Consider the following 25,160-nt stretch of genomic DNA (forward strand, 5'->3'; position numbering starts at 1 on the left):
GACTACAAATTACCCCAGGGCCGGGCATGCCCGGCTCTCTTTTCGGGTCGGGCGTGTCCGGCCTTTCATCAATATGGGAAAAATTATGAAAGCTCTTCACTTTGGCGCCGGTAATATCGGCCGCGGTTTTATCGGCAAGCTGCTGGCGGACGCTGGCGTACAGCTCACTTTCGCCGACGTTAACCAGACGGTACTGGACGCGCTGAACGCTCGTCACGAATATCCGGTGCATGTTGTCGGTGAACAGGCGCAGGTAGAAACCGTTAAGGGCGTGAACGCGGTCAACAGCGCCAGCGACGACATTATCCCGCTGATTGCGGAAGTGGACTTGCTCACTACGGCAGTCGGCCCACAAATTCTGGAGCGTATCGCGGGCGGCATCGCCAAAGGGCTGGTACGCCGTCAGGAAAGCGGCAACGAGCGCCCGCTGAATATCATCGCCTGCGAAAACATGGTGCGCGGCACCAGCCAGCTGAAAGGCCACGTGCTGAAAGCCTTACCTGAGCAGCATCACGCCTGGGTGGAAGCGAACGTCGGCTTTGTCGACTCCGCCGTAGACCGCATCGTGCCGCCATCCGCCGCCGGCACCACCGATCCGCTGGAAGTGACGGTAGAAACCTTCAGCGAATGGATCGTCGACCAGACCCAGTTTAAAGGCGAGCCGCCAGCCATTCCCGGCATGGAGCTGACCGATAACCTGATGGCTTTTGTCGAGCGCAAGCTGTTCACGCTGAATACCGGCCACGCGATTACCGCCTATCTTGGCCAGCTTGCGGGCCACGCGACGATCCGCGACGCCATTCTGGATGAGAAAGTGCGCGCGATCGTAAAAGGCGCGATGGAAGAGAGCGGCGCGGTGCTGATCAAGCGCTACGGCTTCGAGGCGGAGAAACATGCGGCCTATATTCAAAAAATTCTGGGTCGTTTTGAAAACCCTTATCTGCAGGATGATGTGGAGCGTGTAGGTCGCCAGCCGCTGCGCAAGCTGAGCGCGGGCGATCGCCTGATCAAGCCGACGCTGGGCACGCTGGAGTATCAGCTGCCGCACGCTAACCTGGTGAAAGGTATCGCCGCCGCGCTGCACTACCGCAGCGATCAGGACCCGCAGGCGCAGGAGCTGGCCGATCTGATCGATCGTCTGGGCGTGCAGGCGACGCTGGCGCAGGTTTCCGGCCTTGAAGCGGAGAGCGAAGTGGTGAAAGCGGTCGTCGCGGCCTGGCACGACATGGCGTAACGGCCAGCCGGGCCGCCGCGTTCGGCCCGGTTGGCCTTTTCTGACCAGGATGTTACGGATAAATGATGCAGGCTTTTATGGAACAACCCCAGGCTTTTGAAAATCGGGTGCTGGAGCGCCTGAACGCCGGGCGTACGGCCAGAAGCTTTTTCGCTGCGGCCGTCGAGCTGCTGGGCGAAGCGGTCGATTTGCTGGTGGTGCAGGTGTTCCGCAAGGATGACTACGCCGTAAAATATGCGGTGGAGCCGCTGCTGCTCGGCAACGGACCGCTGGGCGAACTCTCGGTCAGGCTGAAGCTGGTCTATGGCCTGGGCGTGATCGGCCGCAACGAATATGAAGACGCCGAACTCCTGCTGGCGCTGCGCGAGGCGCTGAACGACGAAGGCGTCGACTACCGTTTCACCGATGACGAACTGCTCGGCCCTTTCGGCGAGCTGCACTGCGTCGACTCGCTGCCTCCGCGCCCCGACTTCAGCAGCGACGATGCCGCACTGAACGCCATGCTGCAGCAGCGCTACCAGCAGGTGGTGCGCTCGACGCTGGTGCTGTCGCTGACCGGACTGATCGCCCCTATCGGTACCCGCCAGGCTTTTAAAAAGTAGCCGCGCTTCCTGCTCTTGCCGGCGCTTTCGTGTATCCTTGCCCTCATGAATCACACAACGGTTAATAATGATGAAAGAACAAATCCAGACAGAAATTAAAACGCTTAGCGACAAGCTGGACGCCCTGACGCGTAAAGAGCCGCAGCTGCTGGAATCTGGCGAGGCGGAAAAGCTGGGCGAACTGCTGAAAGAAAAAGAGAAGCTGGTCGTCGAGCTGGAGCGCCTGCGCGGCGTACGCGAGCAGAAGCTGAGTAAAGAGGCGCAGAAGCTGAAGCAGCTGCCCTTTAATCGCGCTATCACCAAAAAAGAGCAGGCTAATATGGGCGCGCTGAAGAAAAGCGTGCGCGGCCTGATTGTGGTGCATCCCATGACCGCGCTGGGCCGTGAGATGGGCCTGAAAGAAGTGACAGGCTTCGCCAAAACCGCCTTTTAAGGAATAAGCGGGCGCGTTTGCGCCCGTTCACGCCGGCTTAAAAACGCCAGTTAAATCCTGCCGTTACGTTCCAGGGCGACGCTACGTGTTGCCCTTGCATATAGCCGGCGCCCATATGCACAGAGAAGGTTGGCGACGGCTCCGCCCGCAGGCCCACGCGATAAACGCCGCGGCTGCCACTCAAATCGTTGCGGAACGCATCGTCGTTTACCCTTACGCGATTGCTGCGCACCGTTTCCCTTTCCACGCTGATATCCGCCCAGGGATAGAGTCCGATCGGACCCATCCGCGCCAGCGTTTCAACCCTGACGCCTGCCGCAGCCGTCAGCGATCGCTGCGAGCCGATCCGCGCCCGCATACCGTTATTCAACGATAACTCGCTGCTTTTGCCGTTAAAACCGGTAACGGCAAGCCACGGCGTGATCCTGGCCGCCGCTACGGCAAAATCCTTCCCGGCTTTCGCGCTGGCGCCGACGCCGGCGCTGTTATAGCGGCCCTCAGCCGCGCCGCCGCCGGACATCCGGGCGCGTATCTCATGCGTAAAACGATTCAGTTTAAGCGTGCCGTCCAGCCAGTAACCCGCGTCATGCCGCCAGCTACCGTAAAGGCCGCCAGACCAGCTATCGATATCCGCTTTGCCGATCCCCCTACCGCGAAAACGCATATCGCTGCGGCCATAGCTGAAAAACAGCCCCTGTAGCGCCAGGCTGCTTTCGCCGCGCCAGGCGCGATCGGCGCCGATTGTCAGCGAGTTCAGCCGCAGACGATAGTCCGCGCCCGCCTTATCGCTGACGTTCAGCCGACCAGTATTTGTCATGCCCCAGAAGCTGTAATCGTGTACGGAGGAGTCGACAGCAGTTAAATGCTCGCCGAGCGTTTCCAGTTCCTGACGGAACAACAGCGGATCGACAGTCGCTACAGACAGCACAGCTGAAGTGGCAGGCGAGATAGCATAGTCCTTAGCAGTTTCCGGCGGCGTCTCTGTTCCGGCATCCGTATCCGGCTGATTGTCGTCGGGGATGTCCGCCTCTTCCGTCGGGGACGGCTCAATGCCCTGCTCTTCTCCTTCCGCCGGAGAAGGCTCGACGTCCTGTTCTTCGGCCGGTCGCGGCGCCAGCAGCCAGCCGCCCTTGCCGTCAGCCACCAGGTAATATTGGTAAGTTCCCAGATCCACAACGTGGCCGCTGTTCGCCAGGATAAACCTCGCCTCGCCGCCGCCTGTCTGGATGACCTGCAGTGCTTTGTCGCTGGCCGGGCTGGCGCCGCTATCGCTGACGTAAAGTTCGAAATTACCCTCAGCGCTGCCTGTAACGGCGAGAAAATCGCCCTGCAGTGCTGCGAGACGGGTGTTCATCAGGAAAGTGCCGCTGCCGGAAAGCGTTTTCATCGTCAGCACAGAATAGCCGCAGGTATCATAAGCGACGGTGCCACCCGCCAGCGCGACATCGCCAAGCGCAAAGTCATACTTGCCGGGCAAGCCGACGTTGCTGGTAAGTTCGATTAGACCAGAAACGCTGTAGACCGCGCTGCCGGTATCGGCACCGGTTTCAATAATAAGCCGCGCGCCGTCATTAACGGCGATGGTTCCCTGCAAAGAGGACAAAGTATCTGGATTAATACGGTTAGGCATAACAATTAGCGAACCGTTTATGGTGGCATTATTAATAGTGCCGGAATTAAGATTCCCATAGGCGCCGTTATTGATAGTTAAATTTTCAGACCAGGCTTCGGTGGCGCCACCCAAAAAATAAACGCCGCCGTTGATAACCGTATTAATGTCTTTACCCTGCAAGTTAACAAAATTACCGCTATTCAAAGTGGAATTGATTGCCGTGCCGGTCAGGATCCAGAGCTTTCCTGAATTAATCACGGTATTATTCATTATCGAACTGGCGCCATGCAAAATAAGATAGTCATTATAACTGGCATCCATTAGCCAGTTATTGGTATTCACGTAGTTATTAATGGTCACGGCTGCGCCAGCTTCAATCAGCGCGCGATTTGAAACAGCATAGCTATCCGCCTGGCCCGTCAGGGTGAAGACGCCGCCCGGCTTTACCACGACGTCGTTATCCTCGCCGCCGTGGTTTTGCAGCGTGCCGCCGCTATTGACGACCGTGCCGTCGACCACGCCGCCGGCCTGAATTATCTGTTTGCCACCGGCATGGATTACTGTCTCCGCAGCGGTGCCGTAGACCTGTTGCGTACTGTTATCGCCGCTGCCGTCAATGGCTTCGCCGGTTACCTGTATCCCGGCGATTACGTTCTCTGTAAAAGCGGCCCGAACCTCAGGCGGCATCAAAGGGGTGAGCGAAACCGCAACACCTGCTAGTATCGATTTTGTCGTTTTCATGATTGGTCATTTTCCGTCAGAAAATAAAATGAATGAGACGACGGGCGGTATGTGTTGGCGCACATACCGCCACCCCAACCGCAAAGCTGGCGGCCAGTGTCTTTTCATTCGAGTTTTTACAAACAGAGAAAATTAGTGGTGGACTGCCATTTTTATACCCTATATAAAATATATTAGATTTAAAATTACCCAATAATGCAGGTATTTATTTTTATTCGCCAAACAAAATAAACTTATTAATATTTCAAAGTCTACACCTCATTTTAACAAAGAGGCTTTAAATCAAAAAATGTGGCGAAAAATATAACCTCAGGGGCGATTGCATTCAATGAATTTACCGACGGCGAGGTAAACAACGATCTCAGCAGAAACAGCGCGGACTTTTTTGAGGGCAAAAAAAAGCCCGCATTCGCGGGCCTTTTCCTCATTTTTATTTTTTTGCGTATTTTTCCGCGAGGGTGGCGAACCACGGCGCGACAAAATCGTTCGACTCGCCCCAGCCCGGGATAATCTTGTTCAGCGTGGCGACGTTGACGCTCTGGCCCGCCAGCTGCTCCTGTGAGATGGCAGAGGCTTTAAACTGATAAGCGGCCGGTGTCGCCTCGCCTGCCAGCTTATTCGCTATCAGCCGCATGTTGACGGCGCCGATCAGCTTGCTGTCTACCGCCACTGTCTGCTTCCACGGACTGTTTTTCTCGCGCATCAGCTGCAGATCCTGGTTAGAGGCGTCGATGCTGTAGATTTTAATTTCGGTGCGGCCGTTTTCCTGCAGCGCCTTGCTGGCGCCCTGCGCGAAGGCGTCCCAGGAAGCCCAGATAGCGTCAATCTTGCCTTTAGGGTACTTGGCGAGGATCGCACCGACTTTATTGGCGGTGTCGCCCTGTACATCGGAAGAGACTGCGCCGACAGACTCCAGCTGATGAATGCCCGGATTCGCTTTCAGCACTTTTTCATACACTACCTGGCGGCGCTCCATCGCCGGAAAACCAGCGACCCACAGCTTGACGATATTGGCTTTGCCGCCGCTGTCTTTGATCAGGCGATCGAGCGAGAGCTGCGCCAGCGACGCGTCATCCTGCGCGGTGACGGTAACGCCCGCTACCGGCTGATTAACCGGCGTATCGAACACCGACACCTTAATGCCCGCGTCGGCAATGCGCTTTACCAGCGCCGTAGAGTAGGGATCTTTGCCGTGCGACAGAATAATGCCGTCATATTTCTGGCTGATAGCCTGATTCACAAAATCCTGGAAACGCGCGTCGTCGCCGTTGCTTAAAAAGGTGCTGACCTTAAAGCCCAGCTGACGTCCCTGTTGAATAGCGCCAGCGACAAACTGGGTAGTGTTGTCGTCCGACCCCAGGTTGCGAATAACGGCGACGCGGATTGGGCCGTCGTGACTGGCGATGGCCGCCGGAACAGCAGGCGTATCGGCGAAAGCGGTGGCGCTGGAGAGCAGGCCGATCGCCAGCAGTGAAAGAGTGAAAGTTTTCATCGTTATCCCTACGCCTGGCGGCGCTGAATGTAAGTGATTGCCAGCGCTACCGCCAGCACCAGACCTTTAATAATATCCATGGCGTAGTAAGGCACCGACAGCATGACCAGGCCATTTTGCAACACGCCCAGAATCACCGCGCCAAGCAGCGTACCCAGCGCGTTGGGCTTGCCGGAACCGGCCAGCGACAGCCCAATCCAGGCCGCCGCGACGGCGTCCATCAGATAGCCGCCGCCGGCGTTAACCTGTGACGAACCAATGCGCGAAGCCAGCAGAATGCCGCCCAGCCCGGCCAGCAGCGAGGCGAGCACGTAGGCCAGCACGCGGTAGCGATGGGTGCGAATACCGGAAAGGCGCGCCGCTTCCGCATTGCCGCCAATGGCGTACATGCGGCGCCCATGTTTTGTCAGCGACAGGCCAAGCTGCGCCACAACGGTTACCGCCAGCATAATAATGACGATGGTCGGCACCTGACCCAGCAGCGAGAAGCCTGGCGGGATCGCGCCTTCCGCCATATCGCCGCTCGGCATCACCATGTTTTCCGTGATAGAGCCGCCAAAACTGTAAGTCATCGCCACGCCCTGCACGATAAACAGACTCGCCAGCGTTGCCAGCATATCGGGGATCTTCAGCACTACGATCAGAAAGGCGTTGAATAAGCCGACCAGCGTGCAGAGCAGCAGCGTCAGGGCTATCGCCGTGGTCGAGCCGAAGCCGTACCAGACGAACAGCGAGATCACCAGCGAGTTCGCCAGCGAAGCCGTGGAACCGACCGAGAGATCGAAACCGCCGATCGTCAGCGAGATCGATACGCCTACGGCTATCACCGTGACAATAGCGATGGCGCGCAAGATATTGATGATGTTATTCAGCTCAAGAAAGCTGTCTGAGGCCAGACCGAAAGCGGCGATCAAGACCGCGACCGTCAGCAACATTCCCCATTTATAGAGAAATTCGAACAGCTGGTGACGCCGCAATGGCGTCGCCTTCAGGGAAAGTTCTTTGCTGCTCACGCAGGCGTTCCTCCGGTGGAATAAAGTAAAAGCGTCTCTTCGTCAGCCTGATGCGCGTCCATCTCCGCCACGATTTTGCCGTCCCACAATACGCAGATGCGATCGCACAGGCCTACCAGTTCGGCAAACTCGCCCGATGCGTAGATAATTCCCTTTCCCTGGCGGGCCAGCGTGTCGATCAGCGTAAAAAGATCGGTTTTGGCTTTGATATCGACGCCTTTGGTCGGCTCGTCGAAAATCAGTACGTCAGCGTCGTTACGTAACCATTTGCCGATGGCCACCTTCTGCTGATTGCCGCCGGAAAGGCGGCGTAAGGTCTGCTGCGGGCCAGTGGTGCGCACGCCCAGCTTATGGATAATTTCCTCGGCCCAGCGCCAGGCCTGGTTATGGCCGAAAAGCCCCCAGCGAGAAAAGCTGTTGTCCGCGCTGATGCTAAGGTTCATCGCCACCGATTCGTCGATAAAGATGCCCTCTTTACGGCGCTCTTCCGGGATTAGCGCCATGCCGTTGGCGACTGCGGCAGAAGGCGTGGAGGGTTTCCAGGGCTTGCCATGCAGCTCGCCTCGCCCGATACGGCTGTCGCGGGCGCCGAACAGCGCTTTGCACAACTCTGTTTTCCCCGCGCCAGCCAGGCCAGCGATGCCCAGAATCTCGCCTTTGCGTAACGTTAAAGAGATATTGTGCAGCAGCGCATCATCATGCAGCGCCTCGATCTGCAGCAGCGTTTCATCGCTGTGAACCGGCCGTCGCGGCGGATAAATCTCCTCTAACTGGTGGCCCAGCATCTTTTCCACAATCTGCTCGCCGCTCAGCGCGCTCATCGGCAGCGTTTCAATCAGGCGTCCATCACGCAGCACCGTAAGCCGATCGCAGATAGCGCGCAGTTCATGAATGCGATGAGAGATAAACACCACGCCAATACCGCTTTTTTGCAGGCGGCGAACCACCGCGAACAGACGTTCGCTCTCGTGCTGATCCAGCGGCGCCGTCGGCTCGTCCAGAATCAGGAAACGGCAGTGATGAGAAAGCGCGCGAGCCAGTAAGATCTGCTGTTTTTCCGCCAGGGTGCACTGGTCGATGCGGCGCCTGACATCCAGAGAAACTTCCAGCTGCGCCAGCAGCGCGCGGGCCTGACTACGGATTTCACGCCAGTTGTAAAGCTGACCGCCTTCGGCCAGTCGATCCAGCATGATGTTTTCCGCCACGCTCAGCGTCGGCACCAGCGCCACATCCACTTCCTGCTGTACAAGATGGATGCCCAGCCGCTTCGCGTCGCGCGGCGAGCGGATAGTTACCGGCTTGCCGTCCAGCAGAATTTCGCCGCTGTAATGCGCATACGCGCCGGACAACACGGCCATCAGCGTGGATTTTCCGGCCCCGTTCGCGCCCGTCAGCGCATGGACGCTGCCACCATCAAGGCGAAAATCGACGTGGTTAAGCGCAGCAAAACCGCCAAAAGCGATGGCGATCTGCCGCATTTCAAGGTGGTTCACTGCGGTCATAGCAATCACTCTCAGGCCGGGAAACCGCTCTATTTTTTAATGCTTTATCACGGCGGGCAACGAACGAAAGCGTATAAGCTAACACGAAATGTTATTAGCCATCCAGACGCCCAGACATTTAAGCGGTTAAAACTAACGATATCTTGTTACGCAGCATAAACAAAGGTAATGGCGAGGTTAGCTAGTGTTTCACTCGATCGTGACGGCGAGAAAATCAGGTGGAATAGAGAAAAGAGAGGAGAAAAAGCAGAGAGCAGAAACAAAAAAACCGCCGTAGTGGCGGTTTCTTTGTGCTGCATCGGTTAGCGGCCTTTGCAGCAGGGCTTTGTTGTCACTGCAACACAAGCACACCCCCGCGGCGAAATAATCACCTATACCCATGATGATGTCAAGGTTTCAGGCAGGTAAGCTGTTTACCCTTTCAGCGGCTTTTCAAGATAGTTTTTTCCGCAGATTGCGAAACAGCAGAAACAAAAAAACCGCCCTGATGGCGGTTTCTTTGCGCTGCTCCGGTTAGCGGCCTTTGCAGCAAGGTGTTGTTATCAATGTAACAAGCACTCTCCCGTGGCGAAATAATCGCCTATACCCATGATGATGTCAAGGTTTCAGGCAGGCGAACTGTTTATTCTTTCAACGGCCCTTTCCGCCGTCTTAGCAAACGGGCGCCGGTTTCAGGAGAGGATGTCCAACGATCGTAACGACAGGCACTCTCCCGTGCTTGTTTTCGTGACGTTATCACCGGCGGTGACGCCGCGAAGCGATTCTGTGCAGGGATCGCACAATGAAACGATACATCTGTATTGTGCTCATTGTTACCGGCGCGCTGTGGTCAGTCGGCAAAGGAAGCTGGACTATTTCCGGCAATTCGCTGGCGATAACTATCAGCGTAACGGGCAGGTAAGCCAGCCGCCCTTCGGGGCGGTTTTTACCGCGTCAGGCGAAAAAAAACCGACGGCCAGGGCCGTCGGTCTGACAGAAAAGCGGTTGGGCTTATTTAGCCGCAGCGAAGTTTTCCGCCGCTACATCCCAGTTAACCACTTCCCAGAACGCCTTGATGTAGTCAGGGCGTTTGTTCTGATATTTCAGGTAGTAAGCGTGTTCCCACACGTCCAGACCGATAATTGGCGTGCCGGAAGCGCCAGAAATCGCTTCGCCCATCAGCGGGCTGTCCTGGTTAGCGGTAGAAACCACGGCCAGCTTGCCGTCTTTCTTCACCAGCCACGCCCAGCCGGAGCCGAAACGGGTAGCGGCCGCTTTTTCAAAAGCTTCTTTAAACGCTTCAACGCTGCCGAACTCTTTTTCGATTGCCGCTTTCAGCTCGCCGCCCAGCGTGGTGCCGGTTTTCAGGCCTTTCCAGAAAAAGCTGTGGTTAGCGTGGCCGCCCGCGTTGTTACGCAGCACGGTTTTCTTGTCGGCAGGCACCTGATCCAGTTTGGTGATCAGTTCTTCAACCGGCAGGTTTGCGAATTCGGTACCTTCCAGCGCCGCGTTGGCGTTGTTCACGTAGGTCTGGTGGTGTTTGGTATGATGGATTTCCATCGTCTGCTTGTCGAAATGCGGTTCCAGTGCGTCGTATGCGTAAGGCAGGGATGGCAGTGAATAACTCATGTTCATCATCTCCATTGGTTTTTTGAGCAGCACGTCCCGATGGAGTGCCGCGTAAGCAGTCGGATCATTATAGTTAAATTAATGATCTGGAAAAGGGTTATCAATGCCCCGACGTTTATGGGGATATAATCGACAACCGATGCGCCGCCGCCAGGCTCTCTGGCCTTAGCGCTGCTGCTTTACGTTTTACCCTGGCAATTACAGATGGCCTGCCGCTGATATTGTCGGCATCGCCCAGGGTATTTTTTCCTGATTTTTCCTCCTATAGCTTCCCGGTGCTGGCGCGCAGCTTCAGCTCTACCGGCAGCTCGTTCCATACCGGTAAATCTTCGCCCTGCAGAGCGGCCAGCAGGCGCTTGCCGGCCAGCCTGCCCATTTCGGCGTAGGGCAAAGTCACGGTGGTCAATGGCGGAGAGCAAACGGCTGAAAGATGACCGCCGCCGATACTCGCCACGGCAAGCTGGCTGGGAATATCGATTCCGGCAGCATGACAGGCCATAATCGCGCCGCACGCGACCTCGTCAGTCGTGCAGATCAGCACGTCGATTTCGGGCCAGGTCAGACGGATATCCGCCAGCAGCGCATGGCCGGTCGCGAAGCCCGGCGGCTGCGGCGAGGTGACCACGCGATGCGGCGACAGATTATGCGCCAGCATACCGCTGTGCCAGCCATTCAGCAGCTGGGCGAAAATCGTGTTGCTGGTTTGCGTACAGAGCAAACCCGGATGACGAAACCCCTTCTCCACCAGCGCCTGTATCAGCTGCCGGATCGCCTTAGCATAATCAACGCCGATACTGATGCCCGCCGAATCGTGATGCACGCCGCCGATATCCATCACCGGCAAGCCAGAATTGCTTAATAAGCGGTGCGCGGTTTCCACGTTATCGAAGTTAAAATGCACCATCGCGGCCGGATTATAAGAGAGCAGCATTTCGATCAGGTCGTTTTCGCCAGCCGCCGAATGCCTGGCTTCGGCCAGCATCATGTTGTATCCCTGCGGCCGCAGTATCTCCTGCAGCGCTTCCGACACCGCCGCACAGCCCGGCGTGGCGAAAGAGGGCACCACCATAGCGATCAGCTTTGAGGAAGCCGAAGCCAGATTGCGCGCCTGCACGTTAGGCACATAGCCCAGCTCGGCTATCGCCGCATCGATTTTTTCGCGAATGTCGGAAGAGACTTTTTCCGGCATCCGCAGCGCGCGTGATGCCGTCATCGTACTGACGCCAACCAGTCGGGCGACATCGGCCAGCGTACTTTTCCCGGTACTGCGCCGCCGTTTTTCTGCCATGCATTCTCCTGCAGCCAGCTGTTTCAACTGGACGCAGCTTAAAACCAAATCTCCCGTCGCGCCACGTTAAAAGCGATCCTTTGCGCGTTCTGCGAAGCCGCGCAGCTCACTACCCCGGCCACCTTTTCCCGGCAATTATCAGCGCGTCACGCTTCTCCTCGCCAGAAAGCGGCGTTAAAAATGTTAGCGATAACACAAAATTTAACATTATTGATGTTAGCGCTAACTTTTGCGACGGCAGTCACGGAAAAGCGCGCAGAAAACCGCCTAAAGTGCAGGCGAGACAATCACCGGAGAGCGATTATGCTGTCGAACTGGCTTCATCCTGAAACTATTCAGCTAACCGAAAGCGTCAGCAACTGGCAGGAAGCAATCCGTCAGGCGGCCGCACCGCTGCTGGCCAGAGAGGCCATCGCGCCCGATTATCTGGAAGCGATCTTTCGTTCTCACGCCGAGCTTGGCCCTTATTACGTGCTCGCGCCCGGCCTGGCGATGCCGCATGCGCGTCCGGAAGAAGGCGCGCTAAAAAATGCGCTCTCGCTGCTGCGCGTTAATCAGGGCGTCAGTTTCGCCAGCGAAGAGAACGACCCCGTTTATGTGGTGATCCTGCTTAGCGCCGTCTCCGGCGAAGAGCACATCAAAATGATCGGCGAGCTGGCCGAGCTGTTCAGCGACGATTCCCGCCTGCAGCAGCTGCTGTCGGCGACTACCCTGCCAGCCCTCGCGGCTGCCGTTAGCGATTCCTCCATGGAGAAAACCTTATGAAAAAAGTGCTGATTGTTTGTGGTAATGGATTAGGCAGCAGTTTTATCGTCGAAATGAACGTGAAAAAAATCCTCGCCGAATTAGGTAAAACAGCGGAGGTCAGCCATACCGATTTAACCACCGCCCGTTCGGAACAGGCGGATTTAATCTTAAGCGCGCAGGATATTGCCGACCGGCTCGCCGATCACGACGCGCAGATATTCGGCCTGAATAACCTGCTGGATAACGCCAGAATTAAAGAGATCCTGGCCGAACACTTATAAAAACGCGGCACTTCAAACGCACGGAGTCGTTTATGCTTCAGTTTATTATTAAGGACGTTCTTGGAACGCCAGCGATTTTGGTCGGCCTTTTTTCACTGATCGGCTTATTGCTGCAGAAAAAAGCGTTTTCAGAAGTGATTTCTGGCACGCTGAAAACCATTATGGGCTTTTTGATTCTGATTGCGGGTGCGAATTTAATCGCCGCCACGCTGACCATCTTTAGCCAGCTGTTTGAACACTCTTTTAATATTCAGGGCGTAGTGCCCAACACCGACGCAATGGCGGCGCTGGCGCAGAAGAATTACGGCACGGCCACCGCGATGATTATGGTGTTCGGTATGCTGATTAATATCGTGCTGGCGCGGATCACGCCGCTGAAATATATCTTTCTGACCGGCCACCATACGTTATATATGTCCGCGATGCTGGCGGTAATTTTGTCGGTCGGCGGCTTTAGCGGCTTCTGGCTGGTCGCCACCGGCTCGCTGATCCTCGGCGCGATGATGGTGGTTTGCCCTGCTATTCTGCAGCCGTTTACCCGTAAAATTACGCGCTCTGACGATCTGGCGCTGGGTCATTTCGGCTCTACCGGCTATCTGCTGGCCGCGCTGGTCGGCAAGGTCGTCGGCAAAGGCAGTCCTTCCACGGAAGAGCTTAAGGTGCCGAAATCGCTGAATTTTCTGCGGGATTCTTCGGTGGCGATCTCTTTAACCATGATGATTCTGTTTGTGGCGCTGGTGCTGATCGCTGGCAAAGAGTTTACCGAAAGCCAGGTCAGCGGCGGCCAGAACTTCCTGGTGTTCGCCATTATTCAGTCCATCACCTTTGCCGCTGGCGTCTATATCATCCTGGCCGGCGTGCGCATGGTGATTGCGGAAATCGTTCCGGCCTTCAAAGGCATCGCCGATAAACTGGTGAAAGATGCCAAACCGGCGCTCGACTGCCCGACCGTCTTCCCCTTTGCGCCTAACGCGGTGATTATCGGCTTTTTGTGCAGCTTCGCCGCCGGTCTGATCAGCATGTTCCTTTGTCCGCTGTTCGGGCTGAGCGTGATCGTGCCTGGCCTGGTGCCGCACTTCTTCTGCGGCGCCACCGCTGGCGTCTACGGCAATATCACCGGCGGCCGACGCGGCGCAATGATCGGCGCTTTCGTCCAGGGCCTGCTGATCTCCTTCCTGCCCGCTATTCTGCTGCCGCTGATGGGCGATCTCGGCTTCGCCTCCACCACCTTCGGCGACGCGGACTTCGGCGTAGTGGGCATTATTCTCGGCAAACTGATTGCCCTCTTTCATTAAGACCTGACCACAGGAAAATGAATATGAACGCGAAATTTTCACCTTCACTGATGTGTATGGATTTAACCCGCTTTCGCGAGCAAATTGAGGCGATGAATGACAAAGCCGCTTTCTATCATGTCGATATTATGGATGGCAGCTATGTGAAGAATATTACGCTGTCGCCTTTCTTTATTGAAAACCTGCGCAGAATAACCGACGTGCCGATCGATGTGCATCTGATGGTTAATCACCCGGAAGATATTATTCCTATGTGCCTGGAGGCGGGCGCGGATATTATCAGCTTTCATCCTGAAACGGCGAATAATAAGATTTTCCGCCTGCTGACGCAGATTAAACAGGCCGGCAAACGCTGCGGCGTAGTGCTTAATCCGGCGACGCCCGCGCAGGCTATTATGGAGTACGCGCATCTGCTGGATAAGATTACGGTAATGTCGGTGGATCCCGGCTTTGCCGGACAGCCATTTATTCCGCAGACGCTGGATAAAATCCGCCAGCTGATCCGCCTGCGCGAACAGCATAACTGGCGCTATCTCACCGAGATCGACGGCTCCTGCAACGCCGGCACCTTTAAGCAGATTGCGGCCTCCGGCGTGGATGTGTTTATCGTCGGCACTTCCGGCTTGTTCAGCCTGGCGGAAGATATGAACGAAGCCTGGGCGCGGATGGAAGCCAGCTTTTCGCAGGAAACCGCAGCGGCGTAAAGAATATGGCTGATTATGAGGACTTGCTGATCAGGTACGTGATTGTATTCTCATGAGAACCAAAGACGACAATGGCATGGCTCATTCCCAATTTAATGAAATCGCCCGCCGCTTGCTCCTGTGCTCCGAATCCGCGAGGGGGACGGGATACAAGATTCTCTTTGGCCAGCGCTCCCTGACGATCTCACACATCAAGGTGCTTTCGGATCGGTTCGGTGTGCAGCCGCAATGGTTTCTCTAATCGGTGACGCTAGCCCGCGTAACAGCGGGTTTTTTATTACCTGAGTTCGGGAGCCATTCATGTAAAATGACTCTGTACATATAAATTTATGTTTTACTTATAAAAAATTACCAGGCAATGATTGAATCTGATCCAGATTTGCCCTGAATTTTTATGTATAATTGCTGCAAATAAGAGTCTACATTTAGGGATAGAAGGTGGAATGTTATGAAAGTAAGCGATGCAGAGCTGCTTAAGTCTGGCTTTAGCTATGAAGAGTTACAAAAACTGAAGAACAATATTGCCAATTATGGGGGATCGCTCGATTCCGTAACCCATGATCTTGCTAACCGCTTTAATGCCTCAAAGTGGATTACTATTACGGCCTTTATCATACTTGCCCTGACGCTGGTACTGGCATCCGTAGATACCAGTATCACGCTTGCGGCCACACTTGCTATTGTATTGCCTTTAATATGGTATTTAACGCCAGCAAAACTTGCCTACAAGTCATGGCGCTATCGCAGGTTAACGATTAATTCTGAACCGCGTCAGTAACGGACATCAGGTCAAATATAACCTTAGCTTTAACACCATACCCGACAATTTTCATTGTAAGCTTTGGACGGCTCATGGTGCTGACTTTCCTGTAATAATCGGCAGGCAGATATCGAAATAAACGCCAGGTTCCAGGGCGTTTGAACAAACCGAATAGGCTATATGCATTTGCAGCAAGCGAGATTGATTTATAGATTCCCAGCCCGCTATTACGACTGAATCCCATGAATTCAGCTGTAGACATAGCAGCATCAGCAATTAAACCTTCCGATTTTTTGTTATTCATCGCGTAGTGCGCAATTTCTTTACTTATACCGTTTGTACCATCAGTAACCAGAACTGCACCAGCCAGAACGCCCAAAGGCGTCATAGAACCTATGAGGGTTAGACCAACAGCTATTTCAACACCTGACAAAACCACATTCACAGCAGAAATGACGTAACCCACAATTTTGTTATTTTCCCGGACAAACTCCACCTTAGCGTAAAGTTTCGCCGCCCTCGTACGCAGCATTCTGTCCTGTTCCTGAAGATTTTCCGCTTCATCCCTTAAATTTTTAATACATCTTATGCACTCTTCGTCTGACTTTGCTCGTCGCGCCATGGCGAATTGCTGTTCGACGAACTCTTTTATCTCCTGAACAAACTTCATTCGGGTTAACCCATCCCGGAGATGGAAAGCGGACAGCGTATTCGCTGTGTTGATCAGCTTTCTCGCCTCAAGGTTAACCATTGTTTCCGCCCAATTTTTATTTCTTCCTGAGCGCATCATATCAAGCAATGCAATATCCATTTATTTTCTCCCTGTCTATGATGCGTTTGATAATACCCCTTTGTTTTCAGCTGTAAACCGTCGTTTCAACCGGAAATATGTTTGTCTTTATATGACGACCCTGAATATCGTCTGCGAGGCGAAGATTGCTCCTCAGGCTCACCGCGAAAAATGCGTTGACACGCGATAAGTGACTTTCCGCACAATCCCCGATAGCCCGGTAAAGAGGGAACGCGGCGACAGCTGCTCCCTCTTTTCCACCTAACGCAGCGCCGCGCTAAGGGATTTATCCAGCGCGCCGACCAGCCAGTCGATATCGCTTTCCTGAAAAGCCAGCGGCGGACGCAGCTTCAGCACGTTGCCGAACGGCCCGGCCACCGAGGTCAGCACGCGGTTCTCCCGCAGCTTTTCGGTCACGTCCAGCGCCAGCTGCTTGTCTGGCGTTTTGCTGCTTTTCTCTTTCACCAGCTCGAAACCGATAAACAGACCCGCGCCGCGCACGTCGCCCACGCATTCATACTTCTCCTGTAGCGTCTGCAGCTCTTTAAGCAGTTTTGCACCGACAAGGCGACTGTGTTCCTGCAGCCGCTCCTCTTTAATGACTTTGAGCACCGCCTGCGCCGCCGCCATCGCCACCGGATTGCCGCCGAAGGTATTAAAGTAGGGAATGCTGTCGCTGAAGGCGGCCAGCACGTCGCTTTTCGCCAGCAGTGCGGAAACGGGAATGCCGTTGCCCATCGGTTTGCCGGTAGTGACGATATCGGGCACGACATCGTGCCGCGCGAATCCCCAGAACGCCTCGCCGGTACGGGCAAAACCGGGCTGCACTTCATCGGCGATAAAAATGCCGCCGTTTTTATGCACCACCTCGATCGCCTTTTGCAGAAAACCTTTCGGCCCGGGCAACACGCCGTCGGAGGAGAAGATCGAATCGGCGAGGAAACCGGCGAACTTAATGCCGTGCGCCGCCATGTCGTCAATCTGCTTCTGGATTTCATTAGCGAACCAGTCGCCCAAATCCGGCGCGGTAACGCGATAGCGATCGGGCGGCGCCACCAGACGGGTAGTCGCCGCCAGCGGCTGACCGGAACCCAAAGCGGGAGAAACGCCGGAAGTGAGATCGCTGGTGCCGTGATAGGCTTCCTGACTGACGATAATGCCGGTGCCGCCGCTGTAGGCGCGCGCCACGCGAATAGCCAGATCGTTCGCCTCCGAGCCGGTACACATATACATGGCGCGATCGATCTCGCCAGGCATCGTGGCCAACAGATCTTCGGAATAGTCGAGGATGCGCTCGTGCAGATAGCGCGTATGGGTATTCAGCTGCTGCATCTGCTGATAAACCGCGTCGATCACCGCTGGATGGCAATGGCCGATGCTGGCGACATTGTTATAGGCATCCAGATATTTTTCGCCGGCCGCATCCCATAAATATTGCCCTTTGCCCCGCACCAGATGCACCGGCTTGCGGTAGAACAGACGGTAGGATTCGCCCAGCACCCGGCTGCGTTTATCGGTCAACTCGCGCGTTCCGGCGTCCAGGCCAGCGGCGTGCTCTGCGCGAAAGCTATTGGTATCCATAATGGTCGAACGTGTAGCCATGAGAACTCCCGTTGCGAAAGGATGGAGGGCGGCGGCCCATCTGTTTTCATCATGACGCCTTTTTGCTAAAATGCAACTAAATACACAAATACAATTAAATACACATGCACGGCGAGCGTTTGTCGGATAGGCTGTAAATACTCTTCGGTTAAGGGAATTCGTTATGCTTCAGGAAACGCGTCTGCACCGCATCCGCGCGCTGCTGGCCACGCTCGGCCATGTCAGCACCGAGCGTATTATCAATGAGTTAGGCGTGTCACGCGAAACGGCCAGGCGGGATATTATCGAGCTGGAAGCGTTGGGCGCCGCTCGTCGCGTACATGGCGGCCTGATGGCTGTCGGTACGCCAGCGGAGCCGCCGCTGACCGTGCGCAGCGCAGCGCGCGCCAGAGAAAAACGCGCTATCGCGCGCGCCGCCGTCGGGCTGTTAAAACCGGGCCAGACGCTGTTTGTCGACGCGGGCAGCACCACGACCATGCTGGCGGAAGAGCTACGCACCATGTCCGGCCTGACCATTATCACCAATAGTCTGCAGGCCGCGCTAAAGCTTGCCGCCGCTGAAGAAGGCGAACAGCTGAATAGCAGCGTTATCCTGCTCGGCGGCGCGATGCAGGCGGGCGCGCAGGAAACGCGCGGCGAACTGACCATAGAGGAGATTTGCCGCTATCGGGCGGACGTGGCGATGCTGTCGCCAACCGCTATCGACAGCAAAAACGGCGCCAGCAGTTTCCATCCTTACGAAGCCGCTATCGCTCGCGCGATGGTTCGCCAGGCCAGCCAGACCATCCTGTTAGCCGATCACAGCAAGCTGGGCCTCAGCAGCCGGATGCAGTACGCCAGCATTGAGCAGATTGCGGTATTGGTGACCGACAGCGGCGCGACAGGCGCGCAGGCGTTGGTTGAACTCGAAAGAGCGCTGCCGAAGATCGTGGTGGCTTAAACCAGCCGCTGCGGATGCGTATAGACAGTGGCGCGGCCCGGCTTGCTGAAGCCCACGAGCGTCAGGTTGCTGCGCTGCGCGACCTCGACCGCCAGTTTTGTCGCGGCGGAAACCGCAAACAGGATCTCCACGCCGCACATCGCCGATTTCTGCACCATCTCGTAGCTGGCGCGGCTGGAAACCAGCACCGCGCCCTGCTGCCAGCTCTGCTGGCGGCTGCGCAAGCCCAGCAGCTTATCCAGCGCGACGTGGCGACCCACATCTTCACAACCGCCTGCCAGATTGCCGTCCGGCGCGATCCAGGCCGCCGCATGCGTGCAGCCGGTAAGCTGGCCGACGGGCTGATAGCTTTTCAGCTGCGCCAGCGCCGTATCCAGCTGATCCAGCGCGAAGGTCTGAGTAAAAGGCAGCGGCGTTATGGGCTTGCCGATTTCCGCCAGCTGCTCCACGCCGCAAACGCCGCAGCCGGTACGGCCCGCCATCGCGCGGCGCTGCTCCTTCAGCCCCATAAAACGGCGGCTGGAAAGCTCTACCTGTACCTCAAGGCCGCCGCAGGAGGGCTGAATCTCTATGCCGTAGATATCGCCAGGCGAGCTGATTATCCCTTCCGAGAGGGAAAAACCGAGGGCGAAAGCCTCAAGATCTTTCGGCGTGGCCATCATCACCACGTGCGAGATGCCGTTATAGACCAGCGCCACCGGCACTTCATCCGCCAGCCAGTCTTGCTGCGCCGTCTCCAGCGCGTCGCGCTGCCAGACCGCAACCTGACTGACGCCCGCCCGATCCTGTTTATCTGATTGACTCATTTCGCTCACCTTTCTTGCCCGCCGTCACTTTGCGCCTGCAATTCTGAACCCGCGATCGATCGACCGCAAAACAATAATCAGCGCAAAATTGTTTTATCGCGGCAAAAAGCACAAAAAGAACCCTGTTTGATCCGTGTCAATTTTTGCACTTTGCATACTGTTATTTTGCCCGCTCATGGAAAGAAACGCAGGCAAATAAGATGCAGGTAAACAGACGAAGCTTTTTTAAAATCTGCGCGGGCGGCATGGCAGGCACTTCCCTGGCCCTGCTCGGCTTTACGCCGCTGCCCGCCGCAGGCGCAATCCGCCAATATAAACTCCTCCGCGGCCGCGAAACCCGCAATAACTGCACCTACTGCTCGGTAGGCTGCGGCATGCTGATCTACAGCCTCGGCGACGGCGCAAAAAATGCCGTTTCCTCTATTTATCATATTGAAGGCGATCCCGATCATCCGGTCAGCCGCGGTTCGCTCTGTCCCAAAGGCGCCGGCGTGCTGGATTATATCCACAGCAAACAGCGTCTGAAGTATCCGGAGTACCGCGCGCCCGGATCGGATCGCTGGCAGCGTATCAGCTGGGAGGAAGCCTTTACCCGCATCGCCCGTTTGATGAAGGACGATCGCGACGCCAATTTTCAGATCAGGAATGCCGCAGGCGTCACCGTCAACCGCTGGCTGACCACAGGTATGCTCTGCTCTTCGGCGGCCAGCAACGAAACCGGGCTACTCGATCAGAAGTTCGCCCGCGCGCTGGGCATGCTGGCGATTGATAACCAGGCGCGGCTCTGCCACGGCTCCACCGTCTCGGCGCTGGCGCCGACCTTCGGCCGCGGCGCCATGACCAACAACTGGACCGATATCAAAAACGCCAACCTGATCCTGATTATGGGCGGTAATCCGGCGGAAGCGCATCCGGTGGGCTTTAAATGGGTGACAGAGGCGAAAATTCGCAACGGCGCGAAAGTTGTTGTAGTGGACCCACGCTTTAACCGCTCGGCGGCGATGGCCGATCTCTACGCCCCAATCCGCGCCGGCAGCGATGCCGCTTTCCTGATGGGCGTGGTCAACTATCTGCTGACGTACGAGCACGTTCAGTGGGAATATGTCAGGAATTTCACCAACGCTGCGCTGATTGTTAGCGAAAACTATGCTTTTGACGAAGGTCTGTTCAGCGGTTACGACGCGGCTACGCGCCAGTACGATAAAACGGGCTGGCAGTACGAGCGGGATGAACAGGGCCACGCCAGGCGCGATGATTCGCTGAGCCATCCACGCTGCGTCCTGAACCTGCTGAAAGCGCATGCCAGTCGCTACACGCCGGAGCTGGTTCATCGCATTTGCGGCACCTCGCAGGAAGATTTTCTGCAAATATGCCAGCTACTTGCCGAAACCAGCGTTGCCGACCGCACTGCCAGCATCCTTTACGCGCTGGGCTGGACGCACCATTCCAACGGTTCGCAGATTATCCGCGCGGCGGCTATCGTACAGCTGCTGCTGGGCAATATCGGCATGATGGGCGGCGGCATCAACGCGCTGCGCGGCCACTCCAACGTGCAGGGTTTCACCGATCTGGGTCTGCTTTCGCAAAGCCTGCCGGGCTATCTGACGCTGCCGTCTGAAAAGCAGACCACGCTGGAAAGCTATCTGCAGCAGGTCACGCCTGGCGGTATCCTACCGGATCAGGTCAACTACTGGCAGAATACGCCGAAATTTTTCGTCAGCCTGATGAAGAGCTTCTACGGCGATCGCGCGCAAAAGGAGAACAGCTGGGGCTTCGACTGGCTGCCAAAGTGGGATAAAAACTATGACTGCCTGACCCAGGCTGAAATGATGACGCAGGGAAAACTCAACGGCTACCTGATTCAGGGTTTTAATCCGCTGGCCGCCTTCCCGGATAAAAACAAAGCGATCCGCGCTTTCTCCACGCTGAAATATATGGTGGTGATCGATCCGCTCAGCACGGAAACCGCCAGCTTCTGGCAGCGTCACGACGAGTTTAACGATGTCGATCCCGCCGCCATCCAGACGGAAGTCTTCCGCCTGCCTTCCTCCTGCTTTGCCGAAGAAGAAGGCGCCGTCGCCAACTCTTCGCGCTGCCTGCAGTGGCACTGGGCCGCCGCCGAGCCGCCGGGCGAAGCGCTGCACGACGGCCGCATTCTGGGCAATATCTTTCTGCGCCTGCGCGAACTCTACCGCCGCGAAGGCGGCACCGCGCCGGAGCCGCTGCTGGCGATGAACTGGGACTACAGCGATCCCTGGTCGCCCGCGCCGGAAGAGGTGGCGCGCGAGAACAACGGCAAAGCGCTGGCGGACATTGTGGACGCCGAAGGTCGGGTGATCCTGAAAAAAGGCCAGCAGATCAACTCTTTCGCCGAGCTGCGGGATGACGGCACCACCGCCTGCGCCTGCTGGATCTACGCGGGCAGCTGGACGGAAAGCGGCAATCAGATGGCGCGACGCGACAATGCCGATCCGTCCGGTTTGGGCGCGGTCAACGGCTGGGCCTGGGCCTGGCCGCTGAATCGCCGCATTCTTTACAACCGCGCCTCGGCCGACGCGCAGGGCAAAGCCTGGGATCCCCGACGACCGCTGCTGGAGTGGAATGGCCAGCGCTGGCAGGGCCTGGACGTGCCGGATTATCCCGTTACTGCGCCGCCGCAGCAGAAAATCGGGCCCTTTATTATGCTGCCGGACGGCATGGGCCATCTTTTCGCGCTCGATAAGCTCAGCGACGGGCCTTTCCCCGAGCATTACGAACCGATGGAAAGCCCTACCGGCACCAATCCGCTACATCCCGCCGTGGTCTACAGCCCCGTCGCGCGATTGTTTAAAGCGGACGCCGCCGCGCTGGGCCGTGCCGATCGGTTCCCCTGCGTCGCCACCACTTACTCCATTACCGAGCTTTTCCGCCACTGGACCAAGCACGCGCTGCTGAACGCTATCGCGCAGCCGGAACAGTTTGTCGAGATTGGCGCGGAGCTGGCGGCGGAAAAAGGCATTAAGGCGGGCGATTGGGTCAGGGTCAGCTCTAAGCGTGGCTATATCAAAGCGAAAGCAGTGGTGACCAAACGTCTGCGGCGGCTGCCGATCGACGGCAAAATGGTCGATACCATCGGCATTCCCTGCCACTGGGGCTTCGAGGGCAGCGCTAAAAAGGGCTTTCTCGCCAACACGCTGACGCCGTCGGTCGGCGACGCCAACTCGCAAACGCCGGAATATAAGGCCTTTCTTGTCAACGTCGAGAGAATCTGAGGAAGCTTATGTCACTGCAAACACAAAATATTCTCCGTCGTTCCGCCACCAACAGCGCTACGCCGCCGCCACGGGCAAGGGATCATCAGCAGGAGGTGGCGAAGCTAATCGACGTCACCACCTGTATCGGCTGCAAAGCCTGTCAGGTTGCCTGCTCTGAATGGAACGATATCCGCGAAGAGGTCGGCAGCAATCAGGGCGTTTACGATAACCCCACCGATTTAAGCGCCAAAGCCTGGACGGTGATGCGTTTTTCGGAAACGGAAGCGCACGGCAAGCTGGAGTGGCTAATCCGCAAGGATGGCTGTATGCACTGCGCCGATCCCGGCTGCCTTAAGGCCTGCCCGGCGGCGGGCGCGATTATTCAGTACGCCAACGGCATCGTCGATTTTCAGTCGGAACACTGCATCGGCTGCGGTTACTGCATCGCGGGCTGCCCGTTCAACGTGCCGCGCCTGAATAAAGAGGACAATCGCGCCTATAAGTGCACGCTGTGCGTCGATCGCGTGGCCGTAGGTCAGGAACCCGCCTGCGTGAAAACCTGCCCGACCGGCGCGATCCATTTCGGCAGCAAAGAGGCGATGCAGCAGCTGGCGGCGGAACGCGTCAGCGAACTGAAATCTCGCGGCTACGCCAACGCCGGGCTGTACGATCCCGCCGGCGTCGGCGGCACTCATGTGATGTACGTGCTGCACCACGCCAACGAGCCTCAGCTCTATCACGGCCTGCCGGAAAATCCCTGCATCAGCCCGGCGGTCACGTTCTGGAAAGGCGTCTGGAAACCGCTGGCCGCTATCGGCTTCGCCGCCACCTTTGCCGCCAGCCTGTTTCACTACGTGGGCGTCGGCCCTAACCGGGTTGAAGAAGAAGAGCATAATGACAGAGAGGAACAGCCATGAAGCGCAATCGCATTCAGCGCTACAGCGCGCCGGAACGCATCAATCACTGGATAGTCGCCCTGTGCTTTATTTTCGCCACTGTCAGCGGCCTGGGCTTTTTCTTTCCCTCGCTGAACTGGCTGATGCAGATATTGGGCACGCCGCAGCTGGCGCGCCTGCTGCATCCCTTTATCGGCACGGTGATGTTTTTCGCCTTTCTGCTGATGTTTTTTCGCTACTGGCGACACAATCTACCAGAGCGCGAGGATCTGCTGTGGGCGAAAAATATTCATAAAATTGCCCTGAACGAGGAAGTTGGCGATACCGGACGCTATAATTTTGGACAGAAGTGCGTTTTCTGGGCCGCTATCGCCAGCCTGCTGCTGCTGTTGGCCAGCGGTATTGTGATTTGGCGGCCCTGGTTCGCGGACGCTTTCTCCATCCCGACGATCCGCCTGGCGCTGCTGGTTCACTCCGTTGCGGCTGTCGGCCTGATTATCGTGATTATGGTTCACGTTTACGCCGCTCTGTGGGTAAAGGGAACGCTGACCGCGATGGTGGAAGGCTGGGTAACCGACCGCTGGGCGCATAAGCATCATCCACGCTGGTATCGCACGCTCCGCCAGCGGCAGCCTAAATAACAGGAATCCCTGATGACTATTCGCATAATCCCGCAGGAGCAGCTGGAAAAAGGCGAAATAAAAACGGCGGAGATGATTCCGCCGTTACTTTTCCCCAGGCTGAAAAATTTGTATGCCCGCCGCGCCGCGAGACTGCGTCAGCTGGCGGCGAAAAATCCGCTGGGCGACTATCTGCGCTTCGCGGCCGTTATCGCCAGCGCACAGGAGATCGTGCTCTACGATCATCCTCTGCGGCTCGATTTGCAGGCGCGTCTGGCGGAAGCCGCACGTATCGGCAAGCCGCCGCTGGATATCGAAACGCTGCCGCGCGATGCGCACTGGCAGCGGCTGCTGCATTCGCTGATCGCCGAGCTGAAGCCGGAGATGTCCGGCCAGGCGCTGGCGGTGCTGGAAAACCTGGAAAAAGCATCGGCGCCGGAGCTGGAGGCGATGGCCAGCGCGCTGTTCGCCAACGACTTTACGCAGATCGCCAGCGATAAATCGCCTTTTGTCTGGGCGGCGCTCTCGATTTACTGGGCGCAGATGGCGGCGCTGATCCCCGGCAAAGCGCGCGCCGAATATGGCGAACAGCGGCAGTTTTGTCCGGTTTGCGGCAGCGTGCCGGTTTCCGGCGTGGTGCATATGGATACGCAGCAGGGCGGCCTGCGCTATCTGCACTGCAACCTTTGCGAAAGCGAATGGCATGTGGTGCGCGCCAGATGCAGCAACTGCGAAGAGACGCAGGATCTGCATTATTGGTCGCTGGAAAGCGAAGGCGCGCCGGTTAAAGCAGAGAGCTGCGGCGACTGCGGCACCTATATCAAACTGCTTTATCAGGAAAAAGATCCGGCCGTGGAGCCGGTCGCCGACGACCTTGCCTCGCTGGTGCTGGACGCGCGAATGGAACAGGAAGGCTTTTCCCGCAGCAGCCTGAATCCATTCCTGTTTCCGGGAGAATAAT

The 25,160-nt window shown here is 56.8% G+C and carries 22 protein-coding genes and 1 pseudogene; 14 read left to right on the top strand and 9 right to left on the bottom strand.

The window, feature by feature from the left end; genetic code table 11:
- Positions 1-85 precede the first annotated feature (85 nt).
- The 3 genes from mtlD (at position 86) to MKZ79_RS16220 (ending at position 2,269) form a co-directional block, all read left to right on the top strand.
- Positions 86-1,234: a mannitol-1-phosphate 5-dehydrogenase gene (gene mtlD / locus MKZ79_RS16210; RefSeq protein ID WP_336143588.1), complete on the top strand. Its 1,149-nt coding sequence runs from the start codon at positions 86-88 to the stop codon at positions 1,232-1,234.
- A 62-nt stretch (positions 1,235-1,296) separates the two neighbouring features.
- Positions 1,297-1,836, top strand: a complete 540-nt coding sequence (locus MKZ79_RS16215) for an MltR family transcriptional regulator (protein ID WP_336143589.1) — start codon at positions 1,297-1,299, stop codon at positions 1,834-1,836.
- A gap of 70 nt (positions 1,837-1,906) precedes the next feature.
- Complete coding sequence (locus tag MKZ79_RS16220; protein WP_336143732.1) at positions 1,907-2,269, top strand: YibL family ribosome-associated protein; 363 nt, start codon at positions 1,907-1,909, stop codon at positions 2,267-2,269.
- Between the two features lie 37 nt (positions 2,270-2,306).
- Here the strand turns inward: MKZ79_RS16220 and MKZ79_RS16225 are convergent, their stop codons facing one another.
- From MKZ79_RS16225 to MKZ79_RS16250, 6 genes are all read right to left on the bottom strand, one after another.
- A complete protein-coding gene (locus MKZ79_RS16225; protein ID WP_336143590.1) occupies positions 2,307-4,622 on the bottom strand; it encodes an autotransporter outer membrane beta-barrel domain-containing protein in 2,316 nt (771 codons plus the stop codon).
- Positions 4,623-5,052: 430 nt separating this feature from the next.
- Entirely contained in the window at positions 5,053-6,114 is a 1,062-nt protein-coding gene (locus tag MKZ79_RS16230; protein ID WP_336143591.1) for a sugar ABC transporter substrate-binding protein, read from the bottom strand.
- 8 nt (positions 6,115-6,122) lie between these two features.
- The gene (locus tag MKZ79_RS16235) at positions 6,123-7,127 is read right to left on the bottom strand and encodes an ABC transporter permease (RefSeq protein WP_336143592.1); all 1,005 of its coding nucleotides are present in this window, start codon (positions 7,125-7,127) and stop codon (positions 6,123-6,125) included.
- Positions 7,124-8,629 (bottom strand): sugar ABC transporter ATP-binding protein, encoded by a 1,506-nt coding sequence (locus tag MKZ79_RS16240; protein WP_336143593.1) that lies wholly within the window; start codon positions 8,627-8,629, stop codon positions 7,124-7,126. The genes MKZ79_RS16235 and MKZ79_RS16240 overlap by 4 nt, the downstream gene beginning before the upstream one ends.
- A 990-nt stretch (positions 8,630-9,619) precedes the next feature.
- Positions 9,620-10,237 carry a superoxide dismutase [Mn] gene (gene sodA, locus MKZ79_RS16245; protein WP_336143594.1) on the bottom strand — a complete coding sequence of 206 codons (618 nt, stop codon included), beginning with the start codon at positions 10,235-10,237 and terminating at the stop codon, positions 9,620-9,622.
- 262 nt (positions 10,238-10,499) lie between these two features.
- Positions 10,500-11,525: a LacI family DNA-binding transcriptional regulator gene (locus tag MKZ79_RS16250; RefSeq protein WP_336143595.1), complete on the bottom strand. Its 1,026-nt coding sequence runs from the start codon at positions 11,523-11,525 to the stop codon at positions 10,500-10,502.
- A 303-nt stretch (positions 11,526-11,828) separates the two neighbouring features.
- Here MKZ79_RS16250 and MKZ79_RS16255 point away from each other — a divergent pair, with 303 nt between their 5' ends.
- The 6 genes and pseudogenes from MKZ79_RS16255 (at position 11,829) to MKZ79_RS16280 (ending at position 15,330) form a co-directional block, all read left to right on the top strand.
- Positions 11,829-12,290, top strand: coding sequence for a PTS sugar transporter subunit IIA (locus MKZ79_RS16255; protein ID WP_336143596.1), 462 nt, complete (start codon positions 11,829-11,831; stop codon positions 12,288-12,290).
- Complete coding sequence (locus MKZ79_RS16260) at positions 12,287-12,553, top strand: PTS sugar transporter subunit IIB (RefSeq protein WP_336143597.1); 267 nt, start codon at positions 12,287-12,289, stop codon at positions 12,551-12,553. The genes MKZ79_RS16255 and MKZ79_RS16260 overlap by 4 nt, the downstream gene beginning before the upstream one ends.
- Positions 12,554-12,585: 32 nt before the next feature.
- Positions 12,586-13,848 (top strand): PTS ascorbate transporter subunit IIC, encoded by a 1,263-nt coding sequence (locus tag MKZ79_RS16265; RefSeq protein WP_336143599.1) that lies wholly within the window; start codon positions 12,586-12,588, stop codon positions 13,846-13,848.
- Positions 13,849-13,871: 23 nt separating this feature from the next.
- The gene (gene alsE / locus MKZ79_RS16270) at positions 13,872-14,552 is read left to right on the top strand and encodes a D-allulose 6-phosphate 3-epimerase (protein WP_336143600.1); all 681 of its coding nucleotides are present in this window, start codon (positions 13,872-13,874) and stop codon (positions 14,550-14,552) included.
- A 151-nt stretch (positions 14,553-14,703) separates the two neighbouring features.
- Positions 14,704-14,793 (top strand): annotated as a pseudogene (locus tag MKZ79_RS16275) (transcriptional regulator); the annotation flags it as partial.
- A 207-nt stretch (positions 14,794-15,000) separates the two neighbouring features.
- Complete coding sequence (locus MKZ79_RS16280; protein WP_336143601.1) at positions 15,001-15,330, top strand: hypothetical protein; 330 nt, start codon at positions 15,001-15,003, stop codon at positions 15,328-15,330.
- Here MKZ79_RS16280 and MKZ79_RS16285 read toward each other — a convergent pair.
- Together MKZ79_RS16285 and MKZ79_RS16290 are read right to left on the bottom strand one after the other, a co-directional pair.
- Positions 15,308-16,123, bottom strand: a complete 816-nt coding sequence (locus tag MKZ79_RS16285; protein WP_336143602.1) for a DUF4225 domain-containing protein — start codon at positions 16,121-16,123, stop codon at positions 15,308-15,310. The genes MKZ79_RS16280 and MKZ79_RS16285 overlap by 23 nt on opposite strands.
- A gap of 240 nt (positions 16,124-16,363) precedes the next feature.
- Positions 16,364-17,704, bottom strand: a complete 1,341-nt coding sequence (locus tag MKZ79_RS16290) for an aspartate aminotransferase family protein (protein ID WP_336143603.1) — start codon at positions 17,702-17,704, stop codon at positions 16,364-16,366.
- A 163-nt stretch (positions 17,705-17,867) separates the two neighbouring features.
- On the opposite strand from MKZ79_RS16290, the gene MKZ79_RS16295 reads away from it, so the two are divergent.
- Positions 17,868-18,644, top strand: a complete 777-nt coding sequence (locus tag MKZ79_RS16295) for a DeoR/GlpR family DNA-binding transcription regulator (protein ID WP_336143605.1) — start codon at positions 17,868-17,870, stop codon at positions 18,642-18,644.
- On the opposite strand, the gene fdhD is transcribed toward MKZ79_RS16295, so the two are convergent.
- Positions 18,641-19,450 carry a formate dehydrogenase accessory sulfurtransferase FdhD gene (gene fdhD, locus MKZ79_RS16300; protein WP_336143606.1) on the bottom strand — a complete coding sequence of 270 codons (810 nt, stop codon included), beginning with the start codon at positions 19,448-19,450 and terminating at the stop codon, positions 18,641-18,643. The genes MKZ79_RS16295 and fdhD overlap by 4 nt on opposite strands.
- Before the next feature lie 200 nt (positions 19,451-19,650).
- Here fdhD and fdnG point away from each other — a divergent pair, with 200 nt between their 5' ends.
- Genes fdnG through fdhE form a run of 4 tightly spaced genes read left to right on the top strand, consistent with a single transcriptional unit; the run spans position 19,651 to position 25,159 of the window.
- Positions 19,651-22,701, top strand: a complete 3,051-nt coding sequence (gene fdnG, locus MKZ79_RS16305) for a formate dehydrogenase-N subunit alpha (protein WP_336143607.1) — start codon at positions 19,651-19,653, stop codon at positions 22,699-22,701.
- 8 nt (positions 22,702-22,709) lie between these two features.
- Positions 22,710-23,600: a formate dehydrogenase subunit beta gene (fdxH, locus tag MKZ79_RS16310; protein ID WP_336143608.1), complete on the top strand. Its 891-nt coding sequence runs from the start codon at positions 22,710-22,712 to the stop codon at positions 23,598-23,600.
- Entirely contained in the window at positions 23,597-24,220 is a 624-nt protein-coding gene (gene fdoI, locus MKZ79_RS16315) for a formate dehydrogenase cytochrome b556 subunit (protein WP_336143609.1), read from the top strand. The genes fdxH and fdoI overlap by 4 nt, the downstream gene beginning before the upstream one ends.
- A gap of 12 nt (positions 24,221-24,232) precedes the next feature.
- Positions 24,233-25,159 carry a formate dehydrogenase accessory protein FdhE gene (gene fdhE / locus MKZ79_RS16320; protein WP_336143610.1) on the top strand — a complete coding sequence of 309 codons (927 nt, stop codon included), beginning with the start codon at positions 24,233-24,235 and terminating at the stop codon, positions 25,157-25,159.
- Position 25,160: the final 1 nt, after the last annotated feature.

The organism is Erwinia sp. CGal63, assembly GCF_037026505.1.
GTDB lineage: Bacteria > Pseudomonadota > Gammaproteobacteria > Enterobacterales > Enterobacteriaceae > Erwinia.